Annotated in this window: 14 protein-coding genes; 6 read left to right on the top strand and 8 right to left on the bottom strand. The window is 42.7% G+C overall.

Annotated features, from left to right (window positions below; all coding sequences use genetic code 11):
• Window positions 1-404: 404 nt before the first annotated feature.
• From DP116_RS01365 to DP116_RS01350, 4 genes are all read right to left on the bottom strand, one after another.
• Window positions 405-2,069 (bottom strand): phosphatidylglycerol lysyltransferase domain-containing protein, encoded by a 1,665-nt coding sequence (locus tag DP116_RS01365; RefSeq protein WP_169153456.1) that lies wholly within the window; start codon window positions 2,067-2,069, stop codon window positions 405-407.
• Window positions 2,070-2,423: 354 nt separating this feature from the next.
• Window positions 2,424-3,323: an alpha/beta hydrolase gene (locus tag DP116_RS01360; RefSeq protein ID WP_169153454.1), complete on the bottom strand. Its 900-nt coding sequence runs from the start codon at window positions 3,321-3,323 to the stop codon at window positions 2,424-2,426.
• Window positions 3,320-4,270 (bottom strand): alpha/beta hydrolase, encoded by a 951-nt coding sequence (locus DP116_RS01355; RefSeq protein WP_169153452.1) that lies wholly within the window; start codon window positions 4,268-4,270, stop codon window positions 3,320-3,322. Before DP116_RS01355 ends, DP116_RS01360 begins: the two co-directional genes overlap by 4 nt.
• A gap of 52 nt (window positions 4,271-4,322) precedes the next feature.
• Complete coding sequence (locus DP116_RS01350) at window positions 4,323-5,183, bottom strand: alpha/beta fold hydrolase (RefSeq protein WP_169153451.1); 861 nt, start codon at window positions 5,181-5,183, stop codon at window positions 4,323-4,325.
• A 459-nt stretch (window positions 5,184-5,642) separates the two neighbouring features.
• Here DP116_RS01350 and DP116_RS01345 point away from each other — a divergent pair, with 459 nt between their 5' ends.
• From DP116_RS01345 to DP116_RS01330, 4 genes are all read left to right on the top strand, one after another.
• Window positions 5,643-6,584, top strand: coding sequence for a putative bifunctional lysylphosphatidylglycerol flippase/synthetase (locus DP116_RS01345; RefSeq protein ID WP_169153449.1), 942 nt, complete (start codon window positions 5,643-5,645; stop codon window positions 6,582-6,584).
• Between the two features lie 32 nt (window positions 6,585-6,616).
• A complete protein-coding gene (locus tag DP116_RS01340; RefSeq protein WP_169153448.1) occupies window positions 6,617-8,443 on the top strand; it encodes an aspartate kinase in 1,827 nt (608 codons plus the stop codon).
• 439 nt (window positions 8,444-8,882) lie between these two features.
• On the top strand, window positions 8,883-9,689 hold the full coding sequence (locus DP116_RS01335) for an FHA domain-containing protein (protein WP_169153447.1): 807 nt from the start codon (window positions 8,883-8,885) through the stop codon (window positions 9,687-9,689).
• 743 nt (window positions 9,690-10,432) lie between these two features.
• Window positions 10,433-11,134, top strand: a complete 702-nt coding sequence (locus tag DP116_RS01330; RefSeq protein WP_169153446.1) for a Uma2 family endonuclease — start codon at window positions 10,433-10,435, stop codon at window positions 11,132-11,134.
• Between the two features lie 150 nt (window positions 11,135-11,284).
• Here the strand turns inward: DP116_RS01330 and dacB are convergent, their stop codons facing one another.
• Window positions 11,285-12,769 (bottom strand): D-alanyl-D-alanine carboxypeptidase/D-alanyl-D-alanine endopeptidase, encoded by a 1,485-nt coding sequence (dacB, locus tag DP116_RS01325; protein ID WP_169153445.1) that lies wholly within the window; start codon window positions 12,767-12,769, stop codon window positions 11,285-11,287.
• Window positions 12,770-13,814: 1,045 nt separating this feature from the next.
• The gene (locus tag DP116_RS01320; RefSeq protein ID WP_169153443.1) at window positions 13,815-15,842 is read right to left on the bottom strand and encodes a GAF domain-containing sensor histidine kinase; all 2,028 of its coding nucleotides are present in this window, start codon (window positions 15,840-15,842) and stop codon (window positions 13,815-13,817) included.
• A 93-nt stretch (window positions 15,843-15,935) separates the two neighbouring features.
• On the opposite strand from DP116_RS01320, the gene cobN reads away from it, so the two are divergent.
• A complete protein-coding gene (cobN, locus tag DP116_RS01315; RefSeq protein WP_169153441.1) occupies window positions 15,936-20,030 on the top strand; it encodes a cobaltochelatase subunit CobN in 4,095 nt (1,364 codons plus the stop codon).
• Between the two features lie 15 nt (window positions 20,031-20,045).
• Window positions 20,046-21,206 carry a peptidoglycan-binding domain-containing protein gene (locus DP116_RS01310; RefSeq protein ID WP_169153440.1) on the top strand — a complete coding sequence of 387 codons (1,161 nt, stop codon included), beginning with the start codon at window positions 20,046-20,048 and terminating at the stop codon, window positions 21,204-21,206.
• 133 nt (window positions 21,207-21,339) lie between these two features.
• Here DP116_RS01310 and DP116_RS01305 read toward each other — a convergent pair whose 3' ends face one another.
• The gene (locus tag DP116_RS01305; protein ID WP_169153439.1) at window positions 21,340-21,795 is read right to left on the bottom strand and encodes a Fur family transcriptional regulator; all 456 of its coding nucleotides are present in this window, start codon (window positions 21,793-21,795) and stop codon (window positions 21,340-21,342) included.
• A 709-nt stretch (window positions 21,796-22,504) separates the two neighbouring features.
• Entirely contained in the window at window positions 22,505-23,755 is a 1,251-nt protein-coding gene (gene sigC / locus DP116_RS01300; protein ID WP_169153438.1) for an RNA polymerase sigma factor SigC, read from the bottom strand.
• Window positions 23,756-24,257 lie beyond the last annotated feature (502 nt).

The following is a 24,257-nucleotide window of genomic DNA, read 5'->3' as shown; positions in this document are numbered from 1 at the left end:
TGCTCTACTCCTAGTACTGGATGATTTTAATACTAGCCGCGCTGTATGTAGCAATATCTTGTTGATATAAACAGGACTTACGCAAAATAATGAAAAAATAAACCGCAAAGGACACAAAGAACACGAAGTTAATAGGGTTTAAAAGAGTTTTTGCGTAAGTCCTAATAAAAAGCGCGGCTTTTTTGGAGTAAGCTTGATAAAACTTATGACAACCAGAACAGTCTTCAATTCACTCAAAAATTGTCAGAGTACTTTTATTGTAGGAGTACTCTTCTCAATATTTGCAACTGTAGCATCACCAGTTGGAGCAATTACATTCGTTTCTGAATTGATTTGGGGTGGGATGTCCAAGCTGAGTTCTACGTTCTGATAACTGAGTTTTTCTTAACACACAACTCACATCTTCACCCTTTAAAATAATCTAAAAGCCGATCGCCTGAATCAGCACGAACCAATGCAACAACAACGTCGGGTAAAGCGGTTAAACTGGGGAAAACCAGATAACGTGATTCCCAACGAGGGTGAAATTTGTCTTTGTATGCGTGCAAGCCTTGGAAGTTGTAAAATCGCTCCAAATGCTTGTAAAGATAGTGCAAAACTTTCTCCAAACGACCCGACTCTTGAGTTTTACCCACTCCAGAAAGGGCAGAAAGACCAATATTAAAACTATCGTAACTTCGGTCCTTGTAGTGCTGGAACATAGAAAGAAACAAAAAGTCCATTGTTCCATTTTCAATCGACTTTCGGTGTCGCATCATGTCGTTAGTCACTTCGTTGAGTTGGTACTCTAATACAATGTTGGTAAAAGCAATAATCTCACCGTGGGAAGACTGCACCGTTACGATTTCACACTCTCGCAAATAAGTTTCGTCAAACCAACCTAGAGAAAACTTTTTTTCGGAACCTTGCACCAATTGCAGCCATTCGTCACTAACAGTTTTGAGTTGATGCAACAATTCATCAGCAATCGGTGGTTCGTAAAATTTCACTTCATACCCCAGCTTAGTCATGCGATTGATTGCTGTTCTGAGGTTTTTACCTGCTTTTCCTTGTAAGGTGAAAGTTTGCAGATCAACTATTCCTTCTTCACCAATCTTGAGTACCTGAAATCCCAGCGACTTGTAGAGGCTAATGTCATTGGGTAAAGTTTGGTAAAATGCTGGATACCAGTCGTTACGTTGGCAAAATAGCTGGAAACTCACAATCACTTCTTTACGATCTTCAAATGGTCCAATGGGATCACCTAGGGCGATCGCACCCCGTCCCTTAGGCACATAAGCAATCACACTACGACCAGAAGGACTAAAAAAGTAACTTTTATCACTTAACAATGTAAATGCTGCTAACGAAGAGCATCCATACTTTTCTACAATATCTCTTGCTTGCTGACGTTCTCTAACAGTGGTGGGTTCACGTAGAAAAACTGGTCTTAATAGCATGAACAGCGCATAAGCGATCGTACTTGCTGCAATAATATAAATAGAATTAGCAAAAAAATCTCCAAATCGGCTTTTTGGTTTCAGTCCGTCATTATTATCTGTGAAGAACATAGCAAAAGTTTGGGCTATGGCATCACTCCAACTGAAATTTTCCGTAAATTTGCCATCTAACAAGTAAAACCCAATTGTTCCATATGCCAAGCTAAACAGCAAAGCTGCAATTAACACCCGTACTCCCTGTGCAACAGAAGGACGGTCTGATTTTGCTGTAAAAACATGGCGCATCAAGAGTAATTGCATCAGCAAAACACCAGACAAGAAACTCTCTTCATAGTCCAGTCCCTTAATCAAGTGGCTGAAGATAGAAATAATTAATAATCCAATCGTGAGTAACCAAGCAATTCGTTTTCGACGCAACAAATTCGTTGCAAGTGTTAGCAAAACAAACCCAGTCAGTGCTGCAAATAAATGACCGCTAGCGCGAATATCAAAGGGTAAAAAGTGCTTCAACCAGTGATTTCGTTCATGCAGGTTAGGCGTCACGGCTGATACCAAGTTTACCACTCCGACTAAACCTGTGAGGAAAGCTGCACTCCAAAGCCCAATCCGAGTTCTGAAATCAAGAGTCATTGGTCACTTAATTTTGAGTGAATTTTTAACAAGAAAGAACACAGAACACAGTTGTCAGAATATATCCTGCGGACACGCTGCGCCAACAGCAATATGTCGATGGAACTTGTAGGAAGAATCAACAAGGAATTCTGTACAGCTGTGTGCGAAGTAGAGTTGGTCAAGTCAAGAACACCAAAATTGAAGCGGAGGCGTGGTCTTTTATTAGTGGGGAATTGGTGATCCCCACTAATAGATTCTGAGTTCTGAGTTCTGAGGAGCCACTGCGTTGCGGAGCCAGTGCTTGATGAGGGTTTCCCGACAGAGGCATCTGGCGTTGGGGTTCCCCCCGTTGTAGCAAGTGGCGTTTCTGAGTTATTCTTTAAACTGTTTTCCCACATAAGATAGCGAATCTTTGAGATGCTTGTGAAAGTAATTCCAGCCAACATCTGGACCTGACAAACCATGTCCTCCAGGGAAGGCATAAAACACATTTTCTATACCTAATTTGTCTAAGGTTTCATGGAATTTTCGGGTAGAAGCAAGTAAATTGGAGTCACTTTCTCCAGCATCAAGATATACGCGTAGTTGCTGCCTATCCTGAACTGGTAATTGTTGGACAATTTGTTGGGGGCTATTTTGTGGACCACTGTTATCGGTAAAATAGCCGCTATGGCTGAACAGAATATTGAAGTTTTTCAAATAGCGTAATCCAATATTAAACGCGCCCCATCCTCCAGAAGATAGACCTCCCAACGCCCAAAACTTTGGATTTTCTAATGTACGGTAGCGTGACTTGACTACTTGTACTAACTCCGAACCGATCAACGTTCCTACTTTACCATTAGGACCATCATAATAATCAGGGTCGATAATGGGACTCGAACCTCGCTGATCATTTCCATCTGGTGTAATTACAATCGAAGGCGGTAGTTTGTGATCTCTATAAAGTTCATGTAGTACTTTTAAGACTCTATATTTATCAACATAAGCACGGGCATCATCATGACCGCCATGTAATAAAAATATGACAGGATAGCGTTTTAAAAGATTCTTGTGATAATCTGGGGGCAAAATAACACCATATTGCCGTTGTGTGCCCATTGCTTGACTGTTAAAAGTTTCTAGTTGAAACTTCAACCCAGTAGTGATCTGTTGTTGAGGCGGGTCTGAATCTAGCTGCGGCGCACCTAAGATAAAGACATACCAGTAGCCTGCAGCAGTCAGGATTGCAATTGCACCTGCAACGCCAATTAGGACTTTAGATAATTTCATGGCTTTTTAAAACCCAAATTATCACTAGCATGTATAATCGCCGATATTTTAAATTGTCTTCCGACAAATGTTAGCGAATCTGCCAGATGTTCGTGCCAGTAGTTCCAAGTGTGACCACCGGGAAACGCATGAAATATATTATAAATTTTTTCTGTACTGAGTATTTGATTAAATTTTTTGGATTCGTCAAGTCCGACTTCAGTATCTTCTATACCTGCATCCAGGTATATCCTTAAGCGTTTTTTAGCTTGAGGTGAAATGGTCTTGATATAGGTGATTGGGCTATTTTGCGGTCCACTCTTGTCTTGAAAGTAACCGCTATGACTAAATAAGATAGAAAAATTATTTAAATTATGCAATCCCACATTCATTGCACCCCAACCTCCAGAAGATAATCCTCCCATTGCCCAAAAATCAGGACTGGTGAGTGTACGGTAGCGGTTTTGCACAACTTTCACCAGTTCATCCCCAATGGCTGTGGAAACTTTGCCATTGGGGCCATCAATATAATCGGGATCCCAGTAGCGGCTAGAACCACGTTTGTCATTACCATCTGGTGTGATAATAATACTGGGTGGCAACTTGCCTGTTGCATAAAGCTGTTGGAGAACTGTCAAAGCATCTCCTTTGGCAAACCAATGGTCAGCATTTCCGTTTCCACCGTGGAGGAGAAAGATAACTGGATAGTGTTGATTTTGGTTTTGATCATAGCCAGGAGGTAAAACAACGCAGTAAATGCGACTTCCTCCCATAACTTTGCTATCGTAAGTTTCGGTTTTATATGTTAGTAGGGTAGCTAAATCGCTAGCACTTGGTTGTGGCGGTAACACAGAAGTTAGAGTTGGCGGACGCATCTGTACTTGTGCTTGTGCAGATTTTATGTTAGCGCAGCTACAGAAAGTCAACACCGAAAGCAGCAGCACAATTTTATATTTGAAGCAATTCATCAAGAATATTGATTGATAGCAATTGAATCAAAGCTGTAAAAAATGACAAAATTTATAGAGCTGAAGTCTGTGAAGACGAAGGTATTTGTGTATTAATCCCAATAAGATATTTCAATATAGCACTGTTGATTAACTCTGGAGACTCCGCCATAACTAAATGTCCTGCATTAGCAAAATGTAAATGAGTACCGTTGACGAAATGTCTTGCTAAATCGTTCCCCATTTGGTGTGTAAACATGGGGTCAAGACCCCCGGTTATAATCAAAGCAGGGATATGCAAATTCTGCGGCAAAGGGTGACGCGCAAAGAAGTCATAACCCCAAAAGATTTCTAGGGCTTTGTAGGATTGAAAATCTGTGGGTGTTGGACATTCGGCAAAAAACCGTTCTATGACGCTGTGTCGGTAAGAAGTCGAGAAAAAGTTTGAGATTGCTTGTACGCCAGGTAAAGAGTATAAATATCTGCCGCCCCAAGCCATAAACTTCATCAGCGGAATTTCCCACCAAGGTGCTAAGTTATGAGTTCCGCCGGCGATCGCAATAAAACCACTCACACAATTGTGCTGGGCAAACTCTAAACCAATAGGAACTCCGTAGCTATGACAACACAGCACTGGTGAGGAAATCCCCAATTTGTACAACAGTCGCTGTAAATCCCGACGATGTCGCCCGATGGAGTAGCGAGGATAGGGACTCGACTGTCCGTGTCCTGCCAAATCATACACCAGAACTTCCCAACCTTGACTTTGAGCAAACTCATACTGAGAACGAAAGTTAAAGCGGTTTCCCGTTCCTCCGTGCAGAAAAACTATAGCTGGAGTTCTCCCCGAATTGTGACAAACTTGTAAATTTATCCCCCGTCGCAGATGAATTGTTGAACCAGCTAAGGCATCTTGAAAAGAGTCATTAGTCATTGGTTATTAGTCATTAGTCATTAGTTAATGGTCAACTATAAAACTCCTGTGCAGATTTTTGTGAAACTAGGTACACCTTTATCAGTTACCAGTTACCAGTTACCAGTGATCAATTGTTCACTGTTAAGCGTTCCCTGTTAAGCGTTCCCTCCCTACGCTAAGTAATTTTACCCTTCGGGGAGAACCTCCGGTTCCGCTGCGCTAACGCCAGATGCCTCTGTCGGGAAACTCTCATCAAGCACTGGTCTCACCAAATCAAACGGGATTTCTATAGAGCCAATAATTTAGTGACAATAAATTAACTTCGTTTATTGTCTGAATCCTATAGTCAAAAGCTTACGCTAGTGATGTGTCAATTTTATGTCAACATAATGAAACTTTTGCGAATGTCGAGTCATTAGTCGTTTTCTGCTTCTGGTCTCTCCACGTCTGTAGTCTCCCCCCTTCCCTGGTTGTACTATGCTTCAAAAACTCCGACTCAACTTCAGTTCGTTGTTTGGCTTGCTGCTTTTGGTACTTTCTTTATGGGCAATTAGCCACGAACTACGTGAGTATCGTTACCAAGATGTGTTGAACTCTTTAGGAAAGATTCCTAAAAGGTACTTAAGTTTGTCAATTTTATTGTCAAATATAGGCTATCTAGTGATGGTGTCGTATGATGCTCTTGGCTTTAGCTATATTGGTCGTTTTCTGGCTCTGCGAAAAATTGCTTTCACTGGGTTTATTAGCTCTGTACTCGGCAACACCATCGGTTTTGCTTTGGTAACTGGCAGTGCTATCCGTTATCGTTATTATTCCAATTGGGGAGTATCACCACTGGCGATCGCCCAAGTTATTGCTTTTGCCAATTTCACTTTTTGGTTAGGAGTTTTTGCCGCATCTGGGGTAATATTTATCTTCAACCCCTTGGAAATCCCTACCCAAATACATTTATTTTTTACAGACACACGTCCTCTGGGTGTTATTTTCCTATTAATAGTTATTTGTTATTTATTAGGAAGTATTTTTATTAAAACACCGTTAGTCATTCGTCGCAAAGAGTTTCGTTTTCCTTCTTTCAAGATAGCTTTTGCTCAAGTCGTCATTTCTAGCATTGACTGGATGATAGCTGCAGCAGTTCTTTATTTGCTGCTTCCTATGAATAGTGTATCTTTTCTGGATGTGTTGAGAACCTACTCACTCGCTATGTTTGCAGGTGTAGTAAGTAATGTCCCTGCTGGGTTAGGAGTGTTTGAGATTGTGATTTTGCATTTTCTGTCTGCGAAACTTTCTCCTGTAGTCGTTTTGGGTGCAACGCTAGCTTACAGAGCAATTTACGACTTATTGGCTTTGCTAATAGCAACAAGTTTACTGGGATTCTATGAAATTAAACACAATACTAGAAATATAATTAACAGATAGAATTCCTAGGGACAATTGACTACATAAAACTTATGGCGCTCATAGTTCAGAAATATGGTGGTACATCTGTCGGTTCAGTAGAGCGTATTCAAGCTGTTGCACAGCGCGTGTGCAAAACTGTAAAAGCAGGACACTCTCTTGTTGTCGTACTTTCGGCGATGGGGAAAACCACAGATGGACTCGTTAAGCTAGCATACGAAATCTCACAAAATCCCAACAGCCGGGAAATGGATATGTTGCTGTCCACAGGTGAGCAGATATCCATTGCTTTAGTGAGTATGGCTTTGCAAGAACTGGGACATCCAGCTATTTCTTTGACAGGAGCGCAAGTAGGAATTGTTACTGAAGCAGACCATACGCGAGCGCGGATTTTACATATTGAAACAGAACGCGTCAAGCGACATCTTAATCAAAACAAAGTTGTTGTTGTAGCAGGGTTTCAGGGGATTACCAGAACAGAGGAATTGGAAATTACAACATTGGGACGTGGCGGTTCAGATACCTCAGCGGTGGCTTTGGCAGCTGCATTGCACGCAGATTTTTGTGAAATTTATACTGACGTACCAGGGATTTTAACAACAGACCCCCGTTTGGTTCCAGAAGCACAACTGATAGATGAAATCACCTGCAATGAAATGCTGGAACTCGCAAGCTTGGGGGCAAAAGTCTTGCATCCTCGTGCAGTGGAAATTGCCCGGAACTATGGCGTTCCTTTAGTGGTACGCTCTAGTTGGACAGATGAACCTGGAACTTGGGTGATTTCACCAGCGCCACGTCCGCGAGCACTTGTGAATTTGGAAATTGCTCGTTCAGTTGATGATATTGAATTTGATACCAATCAAGCGAAAGTGTCAATGTTGCGTGTTCCAGATAAACCAGGCGTAGCAGCGCGGTTATTTGGGGAGATAGCACGTCAGAATGTGGATGTGGATTTGATCATTCAATCAATTCACGAAGGTAATACGAATGACATTGCCTTTACCGTGATGGCACCAATATTAAAAAAGGCAGAAGCCGTAGCACAAGCGATCGCCCCTGTTCTGCGTTCTCAAAAGGCAACAGAAAATGGAGAAGCGGAAGTGATGGTACTGCCCAATATTGCTAAAGTTAGTATTGCAGGTGCGGGGATGATTGGGCGTCCTGGTGTGGCAGCGAAGATGTTCGCGACTCTTGCAGAAGCTGGTGTTAATATCCAGATGATTTCTACAAGTGAAGTGAAAGTGAGTTGCGTAATTGATAATGCAGATTGCGATCGCGCTGTTGCTTTTCTTCGCGCCGCCTTTGAAATTGAAGAAGACAAACAAACAACCCAACAAATCAATTCAAAATTCTCCTCTCCCTCATCTGATCATCCTCCCGTCAGAGGTGTCGCCCTGGATATGAAGCAAGCGCGTCTAGCTATTCGTCAAGTACAGGATCGTCCAGGAACAGCGGCGAAGATATTTGGATTGTTGGCAGAACACAATATCAGCGTAGACATGATTATTCAGTCCCAACGCTGTCATATGATGAATGGAGTTCCGACACGAGATATAGCCTTCACTACTGCCAGAATAGATGCACAAGTAGCACAAAAAATGCTCCAACAATCAGCAGCAGAATATGGATGGGGTGAAGTCGTGCTGGATAATGATATTGCCAAAGTCAGTATTGTAGGAGCAGGCATGGTCGGACAACCAGGCATCGCGGCTACAATGTTTGAAGCCCTATCACAGCACCAAATTAATATCCAAATGATTACGACTTCGGAAATTAAGATTAGCTGTGTTGTCGCGCAAGAAGAAGGCGTGAAGGCGTTGCAAGTCATTCATACAGCCTTTGGACTTGCGGGTAGTCAGAGTATTCAAGTACCTGCTTGATGGTTGGTTTTGAAATAGAGATTTTTTGTATTACGAGACGCACCCGCGTTCCCAACCTCACCCTGCCCTACCGGGCATCCCTCTCCTTATGAAGGAGAGGGAAAGATTTTGGCGTAGCTAAAAGCGAGGGTGAGGTGAAAAGCCAGTGTACCAGACGCACCCGCGCTTTTCACCTCACCCTGCCCTATCGGGCATCCCTCTCCGCGAGTTCGGAGAGGGAAAGATTTTAGCGAAGCTAAAAGCGAGGGTGAGGTTTTAAGTGAGATGTGTGTACACCGTAGCCTTAGCAAGGGGAGGGGTTATCTGTGGCAAATATTTTTTGAATCTGTAAGTATTAAAATTAAGACAATCAAGTTTAAGATGATCACCGAAGCATCTTTGTTGTCAGACAAGAAAGATATTTTAGATAAATCAAAACATTGCTCCTTAAAAGCAGGTTATGCCAAACCTCAGCACATCACACACAACAGGACAAAATTTAGAGCTTTTTCATCTCCAAAGTAACACCTCCTTTGAATTGCCACCAAATCTTCCGATTTTTCGGATTGGTAAGCCAAACGAGGAAATTGCACCGGACATCAATGTTTTAGCTTTGCCAAATGCCGATGTTGTTTCTCGGCTTCATGCAGAAATTCAGGTAGAAGAAAACATTTATTATATTATTGATACGGGAAGCTCCAACGGCACATTTCTTAATAGTGTCAAACTAGAGCCAAAAAAGCGCTATCCTCTTAATTTAGGAGATAAGATAGACCTAGGTCAACAAGAAAAGATAACTTTCATTTTTCAACAAAAACAAAATTTTGCTTCGACTTCTTATTCCAGACTGACTCGTCAACCCACAGTTCTTCAGGCTCAGATTGTACAGCCTGAGATGATTGGAAACAATAAACAATATCAAGTGGATCGTCCTAGTAAACTTGTCGGCTTAGTGCTGATGGTTTTAGGAATTTTGATTATATCTACAAACACTCGAATTGGTTTTTTTATAGGTCTCCCTAGTATATTGTTATGTCTTGCAGGAGTTATCGTTTTAAGCCGACGCCATCTAAATCGTAAAATAGGATGGATTTTGATCGGGTTGGGAGTTGCAATCATGCTGTTCACAGGCAATTTTTTTGCATCCGTCAATCTTTTCGCTATCCTGGCATCATCTGCTTTCTTATTCGCTGGATATCAATTGTTTAATACGGGTAAAGTCTTGAATTATAGTTTGCACTCTTTGAAGGGATTCTTAAAAAGATAGTTAAGTAGCTCAACCTAATTAAACGTGAAATGTCATTGCGAGCAAAACGCAGTGGAGCGTTCGCGCAGCGTGTCCCCTTGGGACTCAGCAATCGCAAGAATCGTATTTTATGTTTTTTTATGTTGACCTACTTATTATGGCGATCGCCAACACAATCCTCCTCAACGTGATCCGATTCAACAGCTGATATTTCTGTGCCTCTAAGCAACTTGTATGGCCCTGTGCACTTGATTGAAAAATCTTGAAACAAAACCGCCTATTATGTAAAAAACTTGACAACCATAAGTGATATATTTTATTTTTAGAAGAGTGTGTTGAACTTCATCGACGCATCTCCTCCGATCCTTGAAAACCGCGTAACTTCGTTGAGATGCGTCGATTGCTTACCCAGTAAGCTTTTCAGACGCTAAAAAGTATTTATTGTGCAGAAAGTTTAATTCCTTTTTAGGAGTACGTCGATTGGGGTATCTAAAACCCTCTCCCAGTAAGGCTTCCAGAAGTGAACTCTTTCCACTTACATCGCCCCTAACGGGGATGGAAACTCTGGTACTTCAAAACAATGAAGTATTATTTTCAAGCCTTTCCACTTACATCGCCCCTAACGGGGATGGAAACAAGCCCAATATTCAGAATTGGTAGACGTTACAGTAGACTTTCCACTTACATCGCCCCTAACGGGGATGGAAACATTACTAATGCCATATTGTGCTAACTTTGAAGCATCCAGAGTCATAAGCTTGGTTATGGTTTCTCAACCCCTGGCAACAACTCCATCAGAAATTATTTACCCAGAAAGCGACGGCAAGCCAATGGCAGATAATACCAAGCAGTTCCGTTGGATTGTGCAGATTCAGCAAAATCTTGATTGGCTGTACGCTGATGATCCAAATGTCTTTGTGGCTGGGGACTTGTTATGGTATCCACTAAAAGGTCGAAATACGATTGTCACAGCACCAGACGTGATGGTAGTGCTTGGCAGAACAAAGGGCGATCGCACTTCATATAAACAATGGGAAGAAGACAACATTCCGCCGCAAGTCGTCTTTGAAATTCTCTCTCCCAGTAACAGTTCTACTGAGATGGACAAAAAGCTTTTATTTTACGATCGCTACGGAGTTCAGGAATATTACATCTACGATCCAGACAAGAATATTTTGAGAGGCTGGTTGAAAGCAGAGGATGGACTAGATGTGATTGGAGAAATAGCAAACTGGGTAAGTCCCCGCTTGGGTATCCGGTTTGACTCATCCGGCGAAGAGTTGCAAATCTATCGTCCCGATGGTAGCAAGTTTTTCTCTTATGCTGAAGTTAACGAGCAGCTAGAACAGGAAAAGCAACGCGCTGAACAAGCACAACAGGAATTAGAAAAAGAACGTCAGCGATCACAAAACCTAGAGGATGTGTTGAAAAAGTATCGCGATCGCTTTGGCGATGTCATCGAGTAATTTAAAAACCTCACCCCGCCCTCCGGGCACCCCTCTCCTTACTAAGGAGAGGGGCAGGGGGTGAGGTTCCTCGTTTTTTATAGCTGTCGCCACCATTGTTAGGACATTTTCCTGTTCCCTGTTCCCTGTTCCCTGTTCCCTAAATGATATTTAACAATTTTGCAATTGAGCTAACAATACTACAATTTCATCAATAGCTTGCCGCACAACTCTTGCAGGCTGTTCGCTTTGATTTACCATAATACTGAAAACAACTGGCTCGTACTTTGGCACATTAATATATCCTGCCAAAGAAACAACACCGCCCATCGTACCAGTTTTTGCTTGAACAATACCTTCAGCAGGTGTGTTTTGAAAGCGACTTTTTAGAGTCCCGCTTCTACCTGCGACAGGTAAAGATGCTCGATATACCAACGCTGCTGGTGATTTTGCCATCGCCTGCAAAGTTTGTACCAAAGCCTCTGGACTCACTAAGTCTTTACGAGATAACCCCGAACCATCTACTAAAGAGTAGCCTGTTGAATCGACTCCCATTTGAGTTAGTGTTGCTTTCATGACTTCCAAACCAGCATCAGCAGAAGTTTGATTCTCTGTAGGTGGTTTTTGAAAACCTAATGCCCTCAACAACGACTCAGCAAAAAGATTATTACTGTTAATATTTGTTTGCGCGACAAGTTCTGAAAGTGGAGGAGATTCCACATTCGCTAATTCCTCTTCATTCTTGCCATTAGTTGATGATACAAACGTCTGTAGAACAGGAATTTTCTCTGCTATCAAAGTACTACGAAAACGACGTGAGAAATATTCCGCCGGAGAAACAACAGGTAAACTGACTAACTCCGGTTTAGAATTGAGCGCCAACTGTCCTTGAATTCGCAAAATTTTTCCTTTCAAGTCGCGAGTCACATTGATAGAAGTTGGTTGGTTTTCTGCTGTTGTTACCGACTGATTAATAACTTGCCATTGTGCAGCCTCACTAATATCATTCCAGATAACTTTGAGAGGTTGTCCCACACTTTGCGGCAGAAGTCTTATATGAAAAACATTTTGATTTAAAATTAGGCTATTAATAGGTGCGCCATAATCTGACTGTATATCTTCCCATTGCCAAGAGGGGTGAACAATATCTCCTCGAATATAAGTATCATCAGCAATCAACTGATTGACTCTCCCAATCCCCCTTTGTTTCAACTGCTTTGCCAAAACTGCTAATTGTGCATCAGTGAAACTGGGATCTCCTCTACCCACAACATATAAAACCCCGTTACCACCGCCATACACAGAAGTGCGAATGCGAAAGTTTGTCCCTAATTGCTGTAGTGCAGCAGCTGTTGTCAGGAGTTTCGTCGTGGAAGCCGGGGTAAAGTATTTTTGGGCATCCCGACTGTAAAGAGTTTGGGTAGAAGACAGAGGTTGTACTAATATGCCCCAACGCGCCCGATTGAATACAGGACGATTAATCACAGCATCTATAGATCCTCCCAGTTGGGCAGGGCAAATTGATTTTGTGGTAGCTTCTGTGGGTACAACTGTTGGTACAACTTGTGTTTGTTGTGCTGACACAGGTTTAGTGGTGATACCTACTTGGGTTCCCAAGAATAGCAGCAGGAACCCAAAAGTGATTTTTTTCGGCATTATGTGAATAAATATTAAGTAATTGTTTTTACTTTATGAATGTTTTTAGGACTTACGCATTGACGAAAGTCTGATTATGTGCGTTAAGTTATACCTGTTTACTGAACGGAAGTTTGCGATTAAGAGCTAACCAACAATATCTTCTTTTTTATAGGTGTCAGACTCATCAACTTATTCACTTAGGGGATTATATGGGAAAAAATGGCACTTCTATCGCTTACAGATTTGATGTCTGGGGCTGTTCCACACAAAGCGCCTATTTGTAAAGTGCGTAAGTCCTAGTTTTATAAGGACGCTAGCTCGAAAACCCTGTTCCTTTAGAGCAGGCATTCAGGGCAGCTTGACAGGCTTTAGCCTGAAGTGGTATCCTGCCTAACAATAAGTAGGTAACGTAAAAAGCATCTCTAAGTAGAAATGCTGCGTAAACCAATCTAACGATTGAGTAACCTGCGAAAACCAAAAAAAACGTCAAAAATTGATCGTTATCAAACAAAATACGGTAGGGCATACCGGAATTTACGATTGGGGACATGAATCCTCTACTAAGCGCTAGATACGTCCTGTTGGGGCAAGATTTGTGGAAGAACCAAGAATCCCCTGACTTCTAGTCAGGAGAGTGTCAATATATTGACGGTTCCAAAAAAAATCCTCTAGTCTATCACCCAGAGGATACGAAAACCACGACACAATATGACTACTCATCATATGCTGTCGTGGAGTACAAGACCCAGTAGCTAATCGTTAAGAGGAGGGATTGAGCCTTGTACTGTGTCATTTTTTGTGCAAGAACGTATTAACACCTACGATACTCCTGGCAAAATCGGCAGAGTTGCCAAAATGCCAACTTAATGTTCTACTACAGTTCAGATAAGCCTTTTTTCTGTCCCCCTTCTCTGCTTCCGGAGCATCCAAATGTTTAAATTTGTGGTGTCTCGTAGTGCGGGCTTATAGCCCGCTTTGGTTAAAATTTGGGAGCAAGATGCTCCCACTACTCGTCCTCTTTCACGCATTGGGATGCTCCCCTCTGCTTCCCTGCACTCAAAACTCAACACTCACTACTGGAACCTTGTGCTGGTATCCAAACGGTAAAAATTGAGCCAACACCTACAGTAGATTCTACTTCAATTCGCCCCCGGTGAAGTTCTATAAGTTGTTTCGTTAGAGCCAAACCTAATCCAGTTCCTCCATAACGACGACGGTAAGGTGTATCAAGTTGGTGAAATTTCTCAAACAGCAGTGATAACTGTTCTTCTGGAATTCCTATGCCAGTATCCTCTACTTGAAATATGGCAGTTTTGTCTTCTACCCAAAGACGTAAAATCACCTCACCATCTTCTGGTGTGAATTTGATCGCATTAGTTAACAGATTCCACAAAATTTGTTGCACTCTCCTGACGTCAGCAGTGAACAGATCGCGCTGCGTGTTGAGTTGCAGATCAAGTTTGAGCTTGACTCCCTGAGTATTTGCTTTTTCTTTGAGCGCGTTAACTGTAGATTCTGCTATGCTTGTTAATGAAAATTCTGTGATATCTAAAACTGCCTTGCCCGCCTCAATTTGAGAGAGGTCAAGGATGTCATTGATCATTTCTAATAAATGTTCTCCACTATCGTGGATAGTTTGTAGGTAATCCCTTTGGCGTTGAGTCAACTCGCCAAAAGACCAACGCAATAAAGTGGAAGACATGCCGATAACATAAGTTAAAGGTGTCAGTAACTCATGGCTAACGGTAGCCAGAAATTCACTTTTCAGGCGGCTGGCGGCTTCAGCAGCAACAAGGGCGTCGTGTAACGCCATTGTGCGCTCAACAACGCGTTGTTCTAGGGTTTGTTTTTCTTGAGTGAGCGATCGCATTAACTCTGTTTGGTGAATCGCAATTGCAAGTTGTTCGGCTACAGAAGTGAGCAAATTTTTCTCACTTTCAGTCCACTGGCGTGGCGCATTGCACTGATGAGCAATCAACAGTCCCCAAAGTTTGTCCTCATACACAATTGGAGAAGCTAGCTTTGCGCGGACTCTAGCTTCTCTTAAAAAATTCAATAAACACTCTTGCAGAACATAAGTTTTTTCCACATCATCCACTGCTAAGGTTAAGCCTCTGCTGAACTTTTCCCAACATTGGATTGTTCGCGCCAAGCAATTTTCTTCTTTGTTATTCAGAACTGACGGAATCTCATCACTCGCACAGACTTCGTAGATAATACAACCTGTCTGATGAGACAAGTCTTGCTGGGAGGATTTGGATGATGGAGGGCTTGAAGTTCCCGTATTGGGGTATACCTGCGGTGTGTTTGGCGTAAAGCCCGTCCAATGAATATAGTCAGGCTGAGGGGGAATACAAAAGTGCCCAGATGAAACAGATGAGAGATTTGTTACTTCTTTACTCTTGACTCTTGATGCTTCAAATTTGTAAACTACAAGCCTATCTAATTGTAAAAACTCTCGTACTTGTGCAACTGCCGTTGCTATAATGACAGGCAAATCAAAACTTTTACGGATTTGAGTTGTCACTTGATTTAACAGTTGCTCCTGAGCAATCTGTTTTTTCAGAGCTTGTTCAACTGGTTGACAAACAGAAACATGAGGATAAGTTAGAGGTGATAATTCTGTGTTCTCAGTATATAATGGTGGTAAAAAATACTTTAATAACAACAGTGAAAATTGACTTTGAAGCTGGACATCATTAGCAGTAGCAATGTGACAATATTGTTCAAGCTTTTGGTAGGTATGAGAATCTCGTTGAAAGAAATCTCTTAAGTTCAAAACAAAGGAGGCGATCGCTTCTGAACAAAAAGTCAACCTGACATTCACTGCTGAGTCCAAACTCTGCCCCCCCTGGTTATCCATCTCTTGTGGAAAACCAACAAGCAGAGCACTAAACTGTTCAGAAACCACTACGATAAAGCGTTGTGTCTGCCATTCTTGAGGTATGTCAATTGGAATCAACACAGCTTCTGTCAGTACTAAAGCCCCCTTTCCTACTGCTTGAGCCATCTGTTGCAAAATTGCTCCAAGCTGATCAAACACATTACTAGGCAAGGTTCGAGAGAAACTCAAATCGGCAGAACTAGACATTGTTACAAACAGGAGTAAAAGGGGCTTTTTGCTATTGCTCAAAAAATTTTGTATTGTGTCCTAACAAACAGTTTAAGACGTTAAGACAAGATTATGCATCGTACTAATGCCACATCGGGAGGATGGAATCCTCAGTCGGAAAATATCATTTTTCTGGAACAAACCCCTGCTCCCATAGTATTTCTAACGTCTGCTGATACCGATATTCAAACTCTAGCGGCTGCTGTACCCAAATTACCCTCCACATTTCCTGGTTTAAGAGTTGTTAACTTACTGCAATTGCAGTATCAAATCAGCATTGATAGCTATGCCGAAAAAGTTTTAGAGTCCGCAAGCGTGATAATTCTCCGCCTATTAGGAGGACGCTCTTACTGGGCTTATGGCTTAGAAGTCGTGCAGGAAATTGTGGAACGTAATGGTACAACTCTCATTGTAATGCCAGGAGATGACGCAATAGACCCCGATTTCATCTCTCAGTCTACCCTACCTTTGAGTACTGTGAATCAGGTATGGCAATACTTTAACGAAGGTGGAGTCGAAAATTTTCTCCACGCTCTCCACTTTATCTGTGATACTTGCTTTTCAACTTTTTTTAATCCTCCATCACCGCAAGTTGTTCCTCGTGTGGGGTTGTATGAGTGGGAGAGGGAACAGGGAACGCTTAACAGGGAACGCTTAACAGGGAACAGGGAACGGTTAACAGGGAACAGGGAACGCTTAACAGGGAACAGGGAGAAAAATAACTCCCTCACTCGCTCACTCCCTGAATCTGTGACTTCTAAAGTAGGAATTCTCTTCTACCGTGCTCATTATTTGGCGGGAAATACTAAGGTGATTGATGCTTTGTGCAATGCTTTGGCAAAGCAAAATCTCACACCAGTTCCAATTTTTGTTTCTTCTTTGCGTGATGTTGATGTTCAAGAGGAGTTGTGTGAGTTTTTTCAACCCAAAGACACTCCGCAAATTGCGCTGCTGCTGAATACGACTAGTTTTTCTTTAGCCCGGTTGGAAACAGAAACACCGCAGATTGATTTGTGGCAAAAATTGGATGTGCCGGTGTTGCAAGTTATCCTCAGTGGTGGTTCAATTGAACAGTGGAGGGTAGAATTTCAAGGGCTTTCACCCCGTGATATGGCGATGAATGTGGCGCTTCCAGAGGTAGATGGGCGAATTATCAGTCGTGCTGTGTCTTTTAAGACGGTACAAAGTAGGAATTCTTCTTTGGAAACTGATGTCGTGGTTTATGAACCAGTGGGCGATCGCATTGAGTTTGTCACTTCTTTAGCCGCCAATTGGGTACGTTTGCGCTCAAAACCTCCTCAAGAACGTCGTGTGGCGCTCATTTTGGCAAATTACCCGAACCGTGATGGACGCCTTGCAAATGGTGTCGGGTTGGATACGCCCGCGAGTTGTGTAGAAATTCTTAAGGCTTTGCAGTTGGCTGGGTATCAGGTGGAAAATTTGCCTGACACTGGAGATGAGTTGATTTCATGTCTAACTGCTGGGGTGACGAATGACTCGGAAGGTAGGGAGTTGCGTCCGGTGCTGCAGTGTGTTTCTTTGGCGGAGTATGAGGAGTTTTTTAGTTCGTTACCGGATGCTGTGCAGAAGGGAATTGGCGATAGGTGGGGAGGGGTTTTTGAAACGAACCGCCCTTCGGGTTCGCCAGTCCCCCATCGTGACGGAAGCCGCCAAGACGGGGGCTGGACTCACCAAGGCGCAAAGGACGCAAAGGAAGAAAGAGAAGAAGATTTTAATTTTCCTCCCTCGTTTCCTGTTCCTGGAATTCAACTTGGTAACATTTTTGTAGGAGTTCAACCAGCGCGGGGTTATGATGTTGATCCAAGTTTGAGTTATCATGCGTCTGATTTAGAGCCAACTCACGATTATTTGGCTTTTTATTATTGGGTGAGACAATGTTTTGGGGCGGATGCAGTGGTTGATGTTGGAAAACATGGAAATTTAGAATGGTTACCAGGTAAAAGTGTGGCTTTGTCGAGTGAGTGTTATCCAGAAGTGGCTTTGGGGGCGCTTCCACATTTGTATCCGTTTATTGTGAATGATCCTGGTGAAGGTTCGCAGGCGAAACGTCGCGCTCAAGCTGTGATTGTGGATCATCTGACGCCACCTCTAACTCGTGCAGAACTTTATGGTTGTTTACATGAGTTGGAAAATTTGATTGATGAGTATTATGAGGCTCAGAGTTTGGATCCTTCTCGTTTACCAATGATTGGCGATCGCATACGCGAACTTGTTGTCAAAGAAAATCTTTTCTTGGATTTGGAATTGAAGCAAAAGGCAAAAGGGATTAAGCGAAAAGAAGAATTTTCTGTTTCAAGTTTTGATTTTTCAGTTTTACCTTCACTTGATGGTTATCTTTGTGAATTGAAGGAATCTCAAATTCGTGATGGATTACATGTTTTTGGACAATGTCCTCAAGGGCGACAGTTACGAGATTTAATTGTTGCGATCGCACGTCATCCCAATCGCCATCATATCGGACTGACTCGTGCTTTAGCTCAAGATTTTGGCTTAGATTTTGACCCCCTCACGACTGATTTTAGTACTGGGCTATCAGTCCAAGATATTCAAATTTTAGCTAACAAAACTCAACACCCCTGTCGCACTGTCGGCGATGCTGTCGAATTTTTAGAAGAACAAGCCGCCAAATTAGTAGAAGAACTCCAAATTCCGAATTTCGACTTCCCAACTCCGAATTCCTCACTCCCAACTGTCCTTGACTGGATACGCACCACCCTTCTCCCTTCTTTACTACAAACCCAGCAAGAAATTACCAATTTGTTACATGGACTCGATGGTGGATATGTCCCAAGTGCCCCGGCTGGCGCACCAACGCGAGGACGTCCGGAAGTCCTGCCAACTGGTAAAAATTTTTATTCTGTTGACATCCGCGCTATACCAACCGAAACTGCTTGGGATGTAGGTAGAAAAGCCGCTGAGGCACTTATTGAGCGTTATGTACAAGAAGAGGGTGAGTATCCGAAAACACTGGGTTTATCTGTATGGGGAACCGCCACGATGCGGACTGGAGGTGATGATATTGCACAGGCGTTAGCTTTACTTGGCGTGCAGCCTGTATGGGATGGTGCGGCGCGGCGAGTTGTAGATTTTGAAATTTTACCGCTTTCTGTTTTGGGACGTCCGCGTGTGGATGTGACGTTGCGAATCTCTGGTTTTTTTAGGGATGCTTTTCCTAACTTGATTGATTTGTTCGACTCGGCTGTGCAAGCAGTGGCGGCTTTGGACGAAACGCCAGAAGAAAATCCTCTAGCGGCGCAAGTGCGTCAAGAAACTGAGTATTGGACACAACTTGGTTTAAGTTTACCAGACGCAAGAGTGCGATCGCGCTACCGCATCTTTGGTTCTAAGCCAGGAGCTTATGGTGCAGGACTCCAAGGTTTAATTGAAGGACAAAACTGGACAGATGATCAAGATTTAGCTCGTGCCTACATCAATTGGAGTTGCTATGCTTACTCTTGTCCTCCTGCAGCCAAAGTTTCCACAGCAGCTGGACAAGACAATTTGGAATTCGGAATACGGAATTCCAAATTAGAAGTCTCTCCCTCATCTCCGTCATCCGTTCAACAAGGACGTTCCGCGCCAGAAGCATTTGAAATGCGGTTGCGAGAAATGCAAATAGTGTTACATAACCAAGACAATCGCGAACACGATTTGCTTGATTCTGATGATTACTACCAATTTCAGGGTGGTTTAACAGCTGCAATACGTGCTGTACAGGGAAAGAATCCCCAAACTTATTTTGGTGATCATTCCATTCCAGCCAAACCCCAAGTCCGTCAACTTAAAGAAGAAATCGCACGAGTGTATCGTTCTCGGGTTGTCAATCCTAAATGGATAGCAGGAATGATGCGCCACGGTTATAAGGGTGCTTTTGAAATGGCGGCGACTGTTGATTATTTATTTGCTTACGATGCCACGGCACAATGTGTGGAAGACTATATGTATCAAGGGATAACCGAGGCATATTTGTTCGATCCAGTTGTTTCGGAATTTGTCTATCAAAAGAACCCATATGCTTTGCGTGATATGGCTGAAAGATTGTTAGAAGCACATCAGCGCGGTTTATGGGAGGATGTAAATACACAAACACTGGAACATTTACGAAACATAGTACATCAAGCTGAAGCAGCTATTGAAGAAAAATAAATGGTGTAACAAATTATGGAAACCCTTGCGTATTTACACGTTTCATCGGTCTACGAGGACTTACCTCCCAGTGAATTAATCTCCCTCAGCCGTTTGTTTAAGCAAACAGTAGCACCAGATTGGAAACGTCTGTCTGGTAGGGCTTGGAAATATATGCTACCTTTAGCCCTCGGTTTATCTGTTCTTAGTTGTGTGAGCAGCGCCTTAGCACTTGAAAAAGGCGATCGCGGTCCTTCTGTCAGAAGTTTACAACAACAGTTGAAAGCAGCAGGCTTTTATCAAGCTTCCGTCACTCAACTCTATGACACTGAGACAGAAGCTGGTGTGCGCCGCTTCCAAAGAGCTGCTGGTTTAGATGTTAACGGTGTTGCTGGGTCTGTCACTTTAGAAAAATTAGAGAATTGGCGTATCTCTAATAGGAGTTCGCAAGTGACAAAGATCAGCACTGGAAGTGTTCAAGCCAGAAGAACCAGTACAGACAACTCTCAAGTCATAGCAACCAGTTCTGAAAATCCATCAGTAACTAACAAGCGTCGCAGTTCTAACGTTCTCCAAAAAGGAGATGAAGGTGAGGATGTCAGAGTTCTACAAGAACAATTACGAATTGCAGGCTTTTATACAGGTAACGCCACAACGGTATTCGGTCCAATTACTGAAGAAGCTGTCAAGCGGTTCCAAGAAGCTTATAACTTAACCCCCGATGGAGTTGTCGGATCAGTAACGCAAGCAAAACTTCCAACACTCTCTATTGGTTATGGAGAAGATTCAGTTAGTAAGCCACCTGCTACTGGAGATAAACTTCGCTTGGGAGATCGTGGTGAGGCTGTAAGAGTTCTTCAAGAACAATTAATTAAAGCAGGATACTTACAAGGAGAGCCAAACGGTTACTTTGGTCCTAATACAGCAGATGCTGTACGCCGGTTCCAGACAGATAATTACCTCGCCGCAAGCGGTATTGCTGGTCCAACAACCCGCGCTAAATTGTACAGCATGGCAAATGATGCTCCCACAAGTGGTGATTTTAATGTTTTGGAGATTCAAAGACGACTACGAGACCAAGGTTTTTACAAAGGTGCTCTTAATGGTGTGATGGGAGACGAGACAAAGAAAGCTATTAGACAAGCACAACAATTCTACGGTATCAGTCTGAATAATGTCAGAAGCGGACGCTTTTAGCATCCGCTCAGGTGTTGGTGTTGATACCTAACAGTTTGCCAACCTCCCATAACAACAAGTTCAAAGCTGCTAATGAAATTTACCAAAATATTTCATTGCAGCCAGGGCTTTCTTGAATCGTAAAACCCAGGTGCTACAGTGGCATGAGTGCCCTTTGGCACTTGGGACAAACAGCATGGATGGTTAATTGGCAATCAAGCAGGTGAAAACCTTCTTTTTGTGCTGTTTTCGCTCCAATTTTTAAAATCGAGTCGTTCTTGAACTCAATTGTTGTGTTGCACCTAACACAAATCAGGTGATGGTGGTGATGGGGATAGGGCTGATTAAGTTCGTAATGTTTATGCCCTTCTCCTAGTTCCAGCTCCCGTAATATCCCCATTCGCGCCATCAACTTGAGAGTCCGATAAATCGTCGATAGGCTAATTCCTTCGTGTTCAGCTTCTAGCCTTTCGTAAAGATCTTCAGCACTGAGGTGTTCTCCTTGCGGCAGTTCTTGGAAAATGTGTAGAATGACTTCGCGCTGGGGTGTTAAACGCCAACCACGTTCATTAAGTTCTGCCTTTAGCGAGGCTGCTGTATAGGCTGTCATACTAATTTTTCTCAACAAAGTCCATTAGTTGCGAATATAGCAAAAATTTGGACTGATTTGCAATAATCAAACCCTCTTGAGAAGAGTTATTAAATATTAAAGGTAAATTTTGAAACTTTGAGCAGTAAGTAAAAAAACAAGCGATCCCCATCCTATCCTCTATAAATGTTCCCAAAGACGAATCGAAAGATTCTTATGCAATTAGATGAAAATAACTTGCCATAAGTTAGTGAAAAGTTTTGGGAACGGAGATAAAGTGAGTCAACAACCATTAGTTAAAAGTCTTTTAGAGCAGGCATCTTGCCTTATGTGTAGAATGTATAAGTTTTTTGACCTAGTAACTACTTAGGAGTCAGGAGTTAGGGGGTATATTTCTGTGCAAGTGGTGAACAAGTCCTGCAGCGACGTCTCCCGACAGAGGTATCTGGTGTTTAAAGCAGCCTCTTATGGAGAAGATACCCGTAAGTCCTATGTCCAGAGGACACGCTGCTTTGAACAGGTCCGATTCGTGCGCTTTGCGCATACGGCACAGCAGTGCCGTAGGAATACGGCGGATGAAAATGGGGTTCAAGCTCTCACTGAATCAAAAATTTCGTGGTCAGTAAGACTGATGAGTTCAAGAGCTTACTGATTGGATTCCGAATTCGGAATTCCGAATTCCGAATTCTTCTTTTTGAGTGGTAACCATTGACTATTGACTATCGACTAACTAGCTTAAAGACTCCAAGTAGTCGCGGATAAGATTGCGCCGCTTTGGTTGGCGCAGCTTTTGCAACGCTTTAGACTCGATTTGTCGTACCCGTTCCCGTGATAAATCCAAAGCACGTCCAATTTCTGCTAAGGAGTAAGGATGACCATCTGCCAAACCAAAGCGCATCAGAATCACATCACGCTCCCGGCTTGTTAAATCTGACAGAAGATTTTGCAAGTCTCTTTGTAAAGACTCTCGCATTAATGTCTCTTCTGGAGTGATATTGTCAGTTTCGAGTAGTTCTCCTAACTCTGTGTCTTTGTCCTTACCAACTTTTGTCTCTAGAGAAACAGAACGAGGAACTCGCAAAAGAACTTCCCGCACTTGTGTAGGTGTCATGTCTAGCTCTTGAGCAAGGTCTTCCAAAGTTGGGGTACGACCTTTTTCTTGTGCGATTTTACGCTGAGCTTTTTTAATTTTGTTCAGCTTTTCTGTGATGTGGACAGGTAGGCGGATTGTGCGGCTAGAAGTTGCGATCGCCCGTGTGATTCCTTGACGAATCCACCAATAAGCATAAGTGCTAAAACGATAACCCTTGGTTGGATCAAATTTCTCAACTGCTCGTTCTAAACCAAGAGTTCCTTCTTGGACTAAGTCCAACAATTCCAAACCGCGATTTTGATATTTCTTCGCAACGGAGACGACAAGACGAAGATTTGCCTTAATCATGTGTTCTTTTGCCTGGAGTCCATTGCTTTGAATTTTCTCCAGTTCTTCCACAGTTATTTTGGCGATTTCAGCCCAACGCCGTTTTCCTAGTCCTATAATCTGCTTAAGCTCTAAAAGACCTACACCAGCTTCACCAGCCCAACGTTCAAGAGAAGGACGATGTCCTAATGCAGATGCCAAACGTTCCTGAGTTTCAATCAGTCGGAGATATGGTGCGATCACTTCATCTCCTTGTTCTGCAGCTTTAGACAGAAGTATTCGCATCCGCAAATAGCGCTGGACTTTTTGTGCTTCTGAAACTTCTTCATCCCGTCCTAGTAACCGAACTCGACCAATTTCTTGAAGGTATAGACGTACTAGATCTGTGCTGCGGCGGTTGAGATTTGCACCTAAGCTCGCAGAGTCAACAGAAGCTATCTCCAGATCATCAAGTTCATCAATCGGCAACTCAGTTTCGTCAACCGTGATATCTGGGTCAAAGACTGGATCGGATTGTTTGTTATTGAAAGCGGCATCTGCGTAAAAAGATGTTGCTGGCATAAAGATTTGTCTCAATGGCTCCAGGTAACAATAGATTACGGTCAGCTAATTAACTGTTGCTATTGTTCCCGTGATTTTTGAAGAACTAACACGGTTGAGGGTTCCATTTAGGGTTTTTGAAAAAAAACCTGTACTGGTTTTTATTGACACAGTGCCTCTGAAGGCTCCGTTACAGTAGCATTCCCATGAACCAATAGCTATTTAAATGTCTTACGGGGCGTTAAATTGCAAATGACCTGATGAAAATTTGAACATTCACATAATTTTAACTGTAGTTTAGGCAGTAAAGTATAAATACATATTAGTGAAAAATTCGATTCTTTAAATGCATAGTCATATCTACATGAGTCTCTAGGTGCTTTCCTGACAATTTACGAATTTTCCTTCAAAAATGATTAGTCATATGATGTGGGGGATAAGAGCGTGAGGGAGTGAGACAGCGCGAATGACGGGTTTCCAACGCCAGATGCTCCACTTGGGGAGACCCCAAGACCCTTACGGG

It is taken from the genome of Brasilonema bromeliae SPC951, assembly GCF_012912135.1.
GTDB lineage: Bacteria > Cyanobacteriota > Cyanobacteriia > Cyanobacteriales > Nostocaceae > Brasilonema > Brasilonema bromeliae.
Note: the sequence above shows the minus strand (reverse complement) of the source record. Positions and strands in the feature narration are given on the sequence as shown.